This is a genomic window from Arthrobacter sp. GQ119 (assembly GCF_059759125.1).
Window position 1 is genome coordinate 1 of record NZ_JCAXEA010000043.1, and the last position, 10,592, is coordinate 10,592.

Annotated in this window: 10 protein-coding genes; all 10 read right to left on the reverse strand. The window is 67.3% G+C overall.

The features are described from left to right. Positions 1–79 precede the first annotated feature (79 nt). Positions 80–592 carry an 8-oxo-dGTP diphosphatase gene (locus AC6CH3_RS23030; protein ID WP_498134643.1) on the reverse strand — a complete coding sequence of 171 codons (513 nt, stop codon included), beginning with the start codon at positions 590–592 and terminating at the stop codon, positions 80–82. A gap of 93 nt (positions 593–685) precedes the next feature. Further along, entirely contained in the window at positions 686–1,684 is a 999-nt protein-coding gene (gene xerD / locus AC6CH3_RS23035; protein ID WP_498134651.1) for a site-specific tyrosine recombinase XerD, read from the reverse strand. 68 nt (positions 1,685–1,752) lie between these two features. Further along, positions 1,753–2,415 (reverse strand): NUDIX domain-containing protein, encoded by a 663-nt coding sequence (locus AC6CH3_RS23040; RefSeq protein WP_498134652.1) that lies wholly within the window; start codon positions 2,413–2,415, stop codon positions 1,753–1,755. A gap of 62 nt (positions 2,416–2,477) precedes the next feature. Next, positions 2,478–4,268 carry a CTP synthase gene (pyrG, locus tag AC6CH3_RS23045; RefSeq protein ID WP_498134644.1) on the reverse strand — a complete coding sequence of 597 codons (1,791 nt, stop codon included), beginning with the start codon at positions 4,266–4,268 and terminating at the stop codon, positions 2,478–2,480. Between the two features lie 97 nt (positions 4,269–4,365). Further along, complete coding sequence (gene recN / locus AC6CH3_RS23050) at positions 4,366–6,105, reverse strand: DNA repair protein RecN (protein WP_498134645.1); 1,740 nt, start codon at positions 6,103–6,105, stop codon at positions 4,366–4,368. A 3-nt stretch (positions 6,106–6,108) separates the two neighbouring features. Beyond that, complete coding sequence (locus AC6CH3_RS23055; protein ID WP_498134646.1) at positions 6,109–7,149, reverse strand: NAD kinase; 1,041 nt, start codon at positions 7,147–7,149, stop codon at positions 6,109–6,111. A 12-nt stretch (positions 7,150–7,161) separates the two neighbouring features. Beyond that, a complete protein-coding gene (locus AC6CH3_RS23060) occupies positions 7,162–7,974 on the reverse strand; it encodes a TlyA family RNA methyltransferase (RefSeq protein ID WP_498134647.1) in 813 nt (270 codons plus the stop codon). A gap of 1 nt (position 7,975) precedes the next feature. Then, entirely contained in the window at positions 7,976–8,290 is a 315-nt protein-coding gene (locus tag AC6CH3_RS23065; protein WP_498134648.1) for a hypothetical protein, read from the reverse strand. 9 nt (positions 8,291–8,299) lie between these two features. Then, on the reverse strand, positions 8,300–9,289 hold the full coding sequence (locus AC6CH3_RS23070; protein WP_498134649.1) for an HAD-IIA family hydrolase: 990 nt from the start codon (positions 9,287–9,289) through the stop codon (positions 8,300–8,302). Between the two features lie 6 nt (positions 9,290–9,295). Next, the coding region (locus AC6CH3_RS23075) for a hypothetical protein (RefSeq protein WP_498134650.1) at positions 9,296–10,592 on the reverse strand (1,297 nt) is incomplete at its 5' end.

Genomic DNA, 10,592 nt, shown 5'->3' on the forward strand with positions numbered 1-10,592 from the left:
GTTGAGGCGCCCCAACTTGAGTGAAACAAGCATCCGCTTTATGTCTTGATACTCCTGCGTCTTCATGTAGGCCTTGGGGTTAGGGGATGCCCGGGGTTTCAGGGCCCAGGTTGAGGTAGTTCCGCACGTCAAGCACCGTTTCATTGTCGTCGTTCAGAACAATGACGATGTCGATCTTCGCACCGCCCAGCGCGTGCGGAAGCCAGTGGGTGGCATCGTCCCACATGCGCTCCAGCGGCAGGTCGTCGATCCTGAACCAGGCCGGGGCAATCTCCGCGCTTTCCTCTGGCTCCCCCTGCCACCGGCGTGTGGTGAACAGCCTCGTGCTCATGTCCCACTCCGGGCGGGCGGGAAAAACAAACTCCACCGATCCGGCGTCGAACAGGTCCTCCTCGAGAACCACTACGCCGGCTTCCTCCAGGACCTCCCGGCAGGCAGCCTCGGCGTCGGTCTCCCCCGCTTCGACGTGGCCGCCCAGGCCAACGATCTTGCCCGTTCCGAAACCGGTCTTTTTGAGGCCCAGCAGCACCTCGGGCCCGCTCCCCGGGCGCTCCCGAAGAAGGAAGCACAGGGTCACGGGCACCGAAGTCATGCAGTCCAGCCTAGCGGCGCGTCCGCTATCCGTCAGAAATCCGCAGTGACATGATCATGCGTTTGGCAAACCAGCTTCCGCCCCGATCCGGATTTATCCCAGGGCCCTCGGGTGGGCTGCGGCGTAGATTTCCCGCAGCGTGTCGGCCGTCACGAGCGTATACACCTGCGTGGTGGTGACGGAGGCGTGGCCCAGAAGTTCCTGAACCACCCGGACGTCACCCCCGCCCTCGAGCAGGTGCGTGGCGAACGAGTGGCGGAGGGTGTGCGGAGACACGTCCTTGGTGATGTTGGCCTTTTCAGCGGCGGCCTTCAAAATCGTCCAGGCGCTCTGCCTGCTGATCCGCCCGCCGCGGGCATTGAGGAAGAGCGCCGGCGTGCCCTTGCCCTTGGCGGCAAGCAGGGGGCGGCCGCGCACCAGGTAGGCGTCCAGGGCCCGGGCGCCATAGGACCCGAGCGGAACCAGCCGCTCCTTCGATCCCTTGCCGAACAGCCGCACGATGGCGGGTCCGTCTTCGGCCGGCTGCACCGAGATGTCATCCACGTCCAGCCCGACTGCCTCGCTGATGCGGGCGCCTGTGGAATAGAGGAATTCGAGGAGGGCACGGTCCCGCAGGCCTGTCGCAGTGTCGGTGCCGGCGGCTTCGAGTATCCGGGTGACCTCATCCACGGTAATGGCCTTGGGCAGCCGCTTCCCCGGCATGGGCGGGTGGACATCGCTGGCGGGATCCGCCGTCGTCATGCCTTCCAATGCCCAAAACTTGTGCAGCCCCCGGACGGCGACGATGGTGCGGGCCGCTGACCGAACGCCCAGCGGCGTTCCGCCGTCCGAACCGTCCGACAACGCCTGGGCGAAGCCCGTCACATGGCGGCGCGTCACATCGCCGGGGCGGCTGAGGCCTTCGGCGGCGAGGTAGTTGGAGTACCGCGTGAGGTCACGGCGGTAGGCGGACAGGGTGTTGGCCGCCAGTCCCCGCTCCACGCCCATGTGCTGGATGTAGTCGGTCACGGCCCGGTCGATCGCGGTCCTGGGGCGCTCGGGACGGGTACGGTCAGGACTTGGGCGCACCTGAGCCTCTTCCCGGGGCTCCATTCCAGGATCACCAATTCCAGGATCACCAGGGGCCGGTGAGGTCTCAGCTGCTGCCGTGCCTGCGGTCATCAGCGCTGGCTGGGGTGGGCCGGCCATGGTGCGTCAGCCGGCCGCAGCCCGTCAAAACCGTCTGCTTTCGCAGCAGCGGCTGCGAGGACTCCGACGACGGCGGACGGGTTGTGCAGGCGCCCCTCCAGCACCGCGGCCACGGCTTCTTCGAGCGGGATCCAGTGCAGTTCAATCTCGGCTTCCTCGTCGGTGCGGAGGTGAAGCTCGTGGTGCGGCACTTCGGTGAGCCCGCGGGCAAGGTAGATGCGGATGGCTTCGCTGGATGATCCGGGAGAGTTGAAAAAGTCCGCCAGGACATTCCAGGTGCTCGCCACGAGGTCCGCTTCCTCGGCGAGTTCCCGCGCGGCCCCCGCCACAAAATCCTCGCCCTCGACGTCCAGCAGGCCTGCGGGAATCTCCCAGAGGTCCATGCCGACCGGGTGCCGGTACTGCTTGATCAGCAGCACCTCGCCGTCGTCATTCATGGGCAGTATGGCCACGGCCCCGGGGTGGTCGATGTAGTCCCGGACCAGCGGGTTGCCTTCGTCGGTGAGCTTGAAGCTGTCGCTCACCACGTCCCAGATCCTGCCCTCGTAGACCTTTTCAGTGGACAGCAGACGGCGCGGGCTCGGAGCATCCGAAACCTGCCGTGCAGCAGGGGTGTTTTCAGAAATTCCGGGCATCGCGCCGTCCTCCGTCATTGGTGCTGTGGTCAACTCTGCAGTCAGCTCTAGCGGGCAGTGAGCTAGCGGGCGGTCGCCCCGGAGGCAGCCTCAGCAGCGGGCAGCTCCGACGCTGCGGTCCGGGTCACAGGAGCAGCGGAGCCGTTGTCGGCGCTGCCGCCCTGGTGATCCAGGGCTGCCTTGACCAGCCCGGCGAAAAGCGGGTGCGGGCGCGTGGGCCGCGAGCTGAGCTCAGGATGCGCCTGCGTGGCCACGTAGTACGGGTGTACTTCGCGCGGCAGCTCCACATACTCGACGAGCTTGCCGTCCGGCGATGTGCCGGAGAACACGAGGCCCTGGGCCGCGATCTGATCGCGGTACTTGTTGTTGACCTCGTACCGGTGGCGGTGGCGTTCGCTGACGGTGGTGGTGCCGTACGTTTCCGCGATGACCGAGCCCTCGTCCAGCTTGGCTTCGTAGAGTCCAAGGCGCATGGTGCCCCCGAGGTCACCGCGGCCTTCAACGAACTCGAGCTGCTCTTCCATCGTCGCGATGACCGGGTACTTGGAGTCAGGCTCGAACTCGCTGGAGGAAGCACCCTCCAAACCGACCACGTTGCGGGCGTACTCGATGACCATGCACTGCAGGCCGAGGCACAGGCCCAGCACCGGAAGCCTCGATTCGCGGGCGAACTTCAGGGCCCCCAGCTTGCCTTCGAGGCCGCGGATACCAAACCCGCCGGGAACGCAGATGCCGTCCACGCCGTCCAGCGAACGGACAGCACCTTCGTGGGTTTCGCACTCGTCGGACGGGACCCAGCGGATCTTGACCTTGGCGTCGTTGGCGAAACCGCCGGCACGCAGGGCCTCCGTCACGGAGAGGTAGGCATCCGGAAGGTCGATGTACTTGCCCACGAGGGCAATTTCAACTTCGTGCTTGGGATTGTGGACGGCCTCGAGCAGCTTGTCCCAGCTGGTCCAGTCGACATCTTTGAAGGGCAGGTCGAGCGCACGGACGATGTAGGAATCCAGGCCCTGGGTGTGCAGGGTCTTCGGGATGTCGTAAATGCTCGGGGCATCGGCGGCGTTGACCACGGCGTCGATGTCGACGTCGCACATGCGGCCGATCTTTTCGCGCATCGCGTCGGGCACTTCGCGGTCGGAGCGGACCACGATGGCTTCGGGCTGGATGCCGATGGAGCGCAGGGCCGCCACAGAGTGCTGCGTTGGCTTGGTCTTGAGTTCCTGCGAGGGCCCGATGTACGGGACCAGGGACACGTGCAGGAAGAAGACGTTGGTGCGGCCGATGTCCTGGCGGACCTGGCGGGCGGACTCAAGGAAGGGCTGCGACTCGATGTCGCCAACCGTGCCGCCGATCTCGGTGATGATGACGTCGGGCGCGTTCTTGCCCTCGGCAGGGAGCCGCATGCGGCGCTTGATCTCATCGGTGATGTGCGGGATGACCTGGACCGTGTCGCCGAGATACTCGCCTCGGCGCTCCTTGGCGATAACCGTTGAGTAGACCTGGCCGGTGGTCACGTTCGCAGATCCCTCGAGGTTTTCGTCGAGGAAGCGCTCGTAGTGTCCGATGTCGAGGTCGGTCTCGGCGCCGTCGTCTGTGACGAAGACCTCGCCGTGCTGGAAGGGGTTCATCGTGCCCGGATCCACGTTGAGGTAGGGATCGAGCTTCTGCATAGTTACAGACAAACCGCGTGCCCGCAGCAGGTGGCCGAGGCTTGACGCCGTCAGTCCCTTACCGAGCGAGGACGCCACACCGCCGGTGACGAAGATGTGTTTGGTCGTCTTGGACGAGCCCGGGAACCGGGAATTTACACGGGAATTTGATCGCTGCACCACGGAATTCGAGCCTATCATCAATTGAGCCTTCCACGGGTCGGTATCGCGCCCCCAAATGCCTCAGTCTCCCGTGTCCGGCGCCTGTGGGCAAGAGCGAGCCGAGCGCGCAGGCCGCTTAGGCCCGCTGGGGCATGAACTTCGCGTCGTCCAGCAACTCCTGTGCGTGGGCCTGGGCCGTCTCCGAGTCCTCCTGGCCTGCCAACATCCGTGCCAGTTCCCGGACCCGCTCCGGTTCGTCCAGCAGCTGGACGTCACTGGAGGTGAACCCGGTGGCGGTGGCGCCGTCGGAGCCCCGCACGGACGTTTTGGTGACCCGGATGTGCTGGTCCGCGAAGGCGGCGACCTGGGGCAGATGGGTGACCACGAGGACCTGGACGTGGCGGGCCAGCATGGCCAGCCGGCGCCCGATTTCGACGGCGGCGCGCCCGCCCACCCCGGCGTCCACTTCGTCGAAGACGAAAGTGGGCACGGGATCGACGGCGGCCAGCACGACTTCGATGGCAAGCATGACCCGCGAAAGCTCACCGCCGGACGCACCCTTGCCAAGCGGCCGGGCGGGCGCACCCGAGTGGGGCCGGAGCAGGAAGGAAATCTCGTCCGCGCCATAGGGTCCCAGCTGGCCGGCGGCCTCAATCTTGATCACCAGGGTGGCGTCCGCCATGGCGAGGGCCTTCAGCTCGGCACTGACCCGGCTGGAGAGTTCCTTGGCGGCCTTGGCCCGGATCTTGCTGATGGCCGCAGCCTGTTTGGTGAGCTCTGCCTCCGCCCTGGCCACCTCCGCGTCCAGGGCCTCAATCCGCGTGGAATCGTCCTGCAGCTCATCGAAGCGGACGCGGGCCTTCTCTGCCCACTCCAGGACCTCGTCAATGCTGGGCGCATACTTGCGGACCAGCTTGGCCAGGGCAGCCCGGCGTTCCTCAATCTCGGCCAGCCGCTCGGGCCCCTCCGAGTCCAGCCCGGCCTGGTAACTTGCCAGTTCCGTAGCGATGTCGTTGAGCAGGAACCCCACTTCCGCGAGGCGTGCAGCGGCGCCTCCGAGCTCTTCGTCATGCTCGGCCACGTGCTCCAGCGTCCTTTTGGCAGTGTCCACCAGCGTGGTGGCATCACCGGTTTCGCCGAAGTCTTCGGCAATGAGCGCCTGGTGCGCCGTGGTCGCGGCGATGCGAAGCTCCTCGACGTTTGCCAGCTTCACGGCCTCGGCCTTGAGGGCTTCGTCCTCCCCCGGCTGCGGGTCCACGGCGTCGATCTCCGCCAGGGAGATCTCCAGCGATTCGGCCTCGCGCAGCCGGTCCCGTGCGGCACTGCGGAGCGCTTCCAACTCCGCCTGGCTGGCCTTCCAGGAGGCGTACAGCTGTTGGAAGCCGCCGAGTGTGGCGGCCAGGGCGTCCCCTGCGAACTTGTCCAGCGCCTCTCGCTGGGCTGTGGCGCCCTTGAGCCTGATCTGGTCCGACTGCCCATGCACAACCACGAGCGATTCGCCGATTTCGGCCAGCACCCCCACCGGGGCGGCCCTGCCGCCGAGGAACGCCCGGCTGCGTCCGTCCGCCCCGAGGCGGCGGGACAGCAGCAGTTCCGCACCGCCGTCGAACTCCTCAATCTCCGCCCCTGCGTCACGGGCGCGTTGCACGGCGACATGCCCGGAACCGAGCCTGACGACGGCTTCGGCGGAGGCGCTCTTGGCGCCACTGCGGACGGCCCCGGCGTCAGAGCGGGCCCCCAGCAGCAGCCCGACGGCGGTGACCACCATGGTCTTGCCGGCACCGGTTTCGCCGGTGACCACGCTGAGCCCGGGGCCCAGCGGCAGCGTGGCGTCTGTGATGACGCCCAGATCGCGGATTCTCAGTTCTTCAAGCATGGATCACTTCCCGGTCGGAGGATCGGTTTCTTCAGCCTGCCCGGCCAGGACCTGCCCGGCATATCCGGGCGCCGGCGGCGGTGCCATGGGCCGCGGGGTCCGAACAATCGGCACCGGGCCCGTGGTGATGGTCCCGGACTGCGGCACCGGGCCCCGCCAGCCGTGGATGGGCAGTTCGAACTTGCGGACCAGCCGTGCGGAAAACGGCGTCTGGTGGGTGCGGGCCAGCCGGACGGGCGTGGCGGAACGCGTGACCTCCACCCGGGCGCCGGGCGGGAGGTCAACCGATCGGCGGCCGTCGCACCACAGCACACCCTGGGCGTCCGTCCGGTTCAGCACCTCCACAGCCAGCCGGGACCGCGGTGAGACAACCAGGGGCTTGGCGAACAGCGCGTGGGCGCTGATGGGGACGATCAGCAGGGCTTCCACTTCGGGCCACACCACGGGCCCGCCGGCGGAGAATGCGTAGGCGGTCGAGCCTGTGGGCGTGGCGAGCACCACGCCGTCGCAGCCGAAGGAGGTCAGCGGGCGCTCGTCCACTTCGGTGACCACCTCAAGCATCCGCTCGCGGTTCCCCTTTTCGATGGCCGCCTCATTGAGTGCCCACGTGTGCCAGATTTTTTGCCCGCGGACCCACACCTGGACGTCAATGGTCATGCGCTCTTCCACCGTGTATTCACGGCTGGCAATCCATTCCACGGTCTGTGTGAGGTCAGCCCGTTCGCTTTCTGCCAGGAACCCCACGTGTCCCAGGTTCACGCCGAGGAGGGGTACATCCACTTCCCTGACCAGTTCCGCGGCGCGAAGGATGGTGCCGTCCCCGCCGAGCACCATGACGAGCTCCACATCGGGTAACTGGACATGGTCGTGAAGCACCTCCACAGGATGCTCCAGCCGGCCGAAAAAGCCCTCCATGTCGCCCAGTTCGGATTCCTGCATCACCGGGATGATGCCGCACGCGTGCAGCTGGGCACACGCCTCCCAGGCAGCCTTCAGGGATTCTTCGCGGCCGGTGTGGGCAAGTACCAGTACACGCCTGCTCATCGGTTCCGCTCTCTAGTGGTTCGGCCAGATTGTCCCGAGCAACGCAGCCACGGCTGCATCCCGCTCTTCGATCTTAGGCAAGTCTTGGGCAATTCTTCGTTTTATCCACAGGAAGTATTCGACATTTCCGTCCTGCCCAGGGAGCGGGCTGATGGCCAGTCCGCATAGTTCCAGTCCCGCATCGAGGGCAGCCCCAGCTACTTTACCGACTGCCATCCGGCGTTCGCGCTCCGACGTGACCACGCCGGTGCGGCCGAGCCGTTCCTTGCCGATCTCGAACTGCGGTTTCACCATGAGTACGATGTCGCCGCCGGCGCTGGTACACGCGGCCAGCGGCGCCACTACGAGGGTCAGCGAGATGAACGACAGGTCCGCCACTGTCAGCTCCGCCATGCCGCCGATCTGGTCCGGGTCCATATAACGGACGTTCAGCCCTTCATGGACGCTCACCCGGGGATCGTCCCTGAGCTGCGGGACGAGCTGGCCGTGCCCGACGTCGACCGCCACCACGTGCTCCGCTCCCCGCCTCAACAGGACATCGGTAAAGCCGCCGGTGGACGCACCTGCGTCAAGGCAGCGTTTCCCGGCGACGGCCACGGCGGGAAACGCGTCGAGCGCACCGGCCAGCTTGTGCCCGGCACGGCTGACATACGCGTCGGTGGCGTCTTCTGCCACTGTCAGCTCGCGATCGTCGGCGACCTGCAGCGAAGCTTTCGCGAGAACGTCGCCGGCCGACGTCACTTTGCCGTCGGCAATCAGCCGCGCGGCATGCGTGCGGGACCGCGCCAGCCCGCGGCTGACGAGGATCTGGTCGAGTCTGGCCATATCAGGCGGCACCGGGTCCTGCCGCGGCGCCGGGCCCGGACATGTCCTCGTTCAGAGCTGCCAGCAGACTGTCATGCATCTCCGCGTAGGCGGCAGGGTGCTCGGACACCGGAAGCCCGGGGACATCCCGGACGCGGTCGAGAATTGCCTGCACTGTTCCGTCCGACAGCGTGCCGTCCGACAGCGGGCCGTCCGACAGCGGGCCGTCCGACTGCGGGCCGTCCGAGTGCGACTCGGCAAAGCCCGCAGGCGGCAGCTCGGGCCAGGCAATCTGCGCGGCTGCGTCCGGCTCGGCATCAGGATTTGGCTCTGTCATTGCACCAGTCTATTGACCAAGCCAGTCAAGCACGGGCGCTGTGGCCGTCGGAGCCTGCGGGCGGGCATTCCACCATGCGGCACACGCCGCACGCCAGGAATCGAGGTTGTCCTTGCCGCCGCTGATGCGGACACTAGCTCCGTCCACGGAAGCTGAGGCGTCACCGCAGCGGTAAGTGCCGCCGTCGTGCTCCACGGCAGGGTACGGCTGGTACAGCCCGGTGAGGTCGTCAATGAGGAAGTCAGGCCGTTCGTCCGTACGGGCTGCGAGGATCGTCTCCCGGGTGTCGACGCCGGTGAGGACCGCCACGGTGGCAAAGCCGGCCCGGTTGCCGCCCAGGATGTCCGTGTCCAGCCGGTCGCCGACCACCAGCGGGCGCTCAGCCGCGAGGCGCTTGGCCGCAGCGTGGAACAGTGGGGCCTCCGGTTTGCCCGCGACGCGCGGCGTCTGGCCGGTTGCGGCAGCAACAGCCGCCACGAGGGTGCCGTTGCCGGGCGCGATCCCGCGGGCCTGCGGGATGGACATGTCCGTGTTGGTGGCCACCCACAAGGCGCCGCCAGCCACGACGTACGATGCTTCGGCCAGGTCCTTCCAACCGATTTCGGGGTTGAAACCCTGCACGACGGCCACCGGCTTGTCCGCAGCACTGTGTACGGGCGTCAGGCCCATGAGCTCGATTTCGTGGGCCAGAGCGGGGCTGCCGGTGATGAGGACGGCAGCGCCCGCCGGAAGGAGCGACGCGAGCAACTCAGCTGCCGCCTGCGACGAACTCACCACCTGGTGGTCTTCGGCCGGGGCACCCAACTCGCGCAGGTGGGCGGCCACCTGGGCCGGGGTACGGGACGCGTTGTTGGTCACGTAACCGAGCCCGACGCCGATGCCGTCCAGGCGCTGCAGCGAATCCACTGCGCCGGGGATGGCATGGGGACCCGCATACACCACGCCGTCCAGGTCGGACAGCAGCGCGTCGAACCGCGAAATCAGGTGCGTGTCAGTCATACGTTCCTAGTCCTCCGAGCCTTCATGCCGGCGGTCCTCGTGAACTTCAGATTCGTCGTGGGCTTCGGTCTCGCCGTGGGCCCCAGCTTCACCATGTGCTTCCGCCCCGCCGGCACCGCCCTCGACGTCGTCCTCATCCTCCGGCTCGGCTGAGTCGGCGTCGGACTCGGCGTCGTCGGACGAAAAGTAGTCGGTTTCGGCGTCGTCGATGTTCTCGCCTGCCGACGCGCTCTCCGCCCCGGAGGCTGCGGTCTCGGGATTGACCTCTGCGGCCTGCTGCGCGGCAGTGGCGCTTGCCTGTTCGGGAGCGGCATCTGCTGCCGCCTGGGTTATCAGTCGGCGGCGTTCGGCTTCCTCGCGGGCTTCCTCTTCCTCGTCCCAGCCAAGGTCGATGATGTCCGGCTCCTCGGAAACCCCCATCCCCAGGGCTTCCTCTGCCACCAGTGCCTGGCGGTGCCACTTGCCGGCTTCGGCTTCACGGCCAGCGGCCGTCAGGGCGTCTGCGTAAGCACGGAACAGGCGGGGGCTGTAGGAGAAGGCGCGGTTGATGTCCAGCTGCGGGATCTCCAGCTCGGCCACGGCGGCGTCGAGCTGGCCCAGATCTGAACGGGCACCGGACGCGACGATCGCCAGCTCCACCTTGCCGGGGGCATCCAGGTCCTGGGCTTCCTCGGACCGGACCACGTCCAGGGCCCGGTCCGGACGTCCGAGTCCGCGTTCACAGTCAGCCATGACGGGCAGGTGCACGTTGGAGCCGCTGATCCGGCGGTAGGTCCGGAACTCACGGAGGGCCTCGCCGTAGTGTCCGGCGGCGTACGCCGTGAGGCCGACAGCTTCGCGGACGGCAGCGAGCCGTCCCCCGCGCCGGCTGGCAGCCAGGGCATGCTGGAAGGCGAGTTCGGGCTCTTCGTCGAGGAGACGGCCGGCCATGACAAGGTGGCGGGCCACCCATTCAGCGCTCTTGGCTTCGAGCGTCTTGATCTGGTGCTGTGTGGCGCGGTCCAGTTCCTTGCCGGTCACGTCCTCATCAATCTCGGGGGAACGCTCGCGGTCCGGGCGGTTCGCGCTGCGCAGGTCCCGTACGTTGGGGACGCGGACCGGACGGTCTTCTGCCCTGTCACGGCCGAACTGGCGCGGACCGGTGTCGCCCCGGTCAAAGCTGCGCGGCGCCCTCTCCTGGCGGTCACCAAACGGTTTGCGGTTCTCGCCGCCGCCGAAGCCTCGGCGATCTCCCTCGCTCTCACGACGCGGACGATCACCAAACGGCTTACGCTCCCCGCCACCAAAGCTCCGACGATCACCC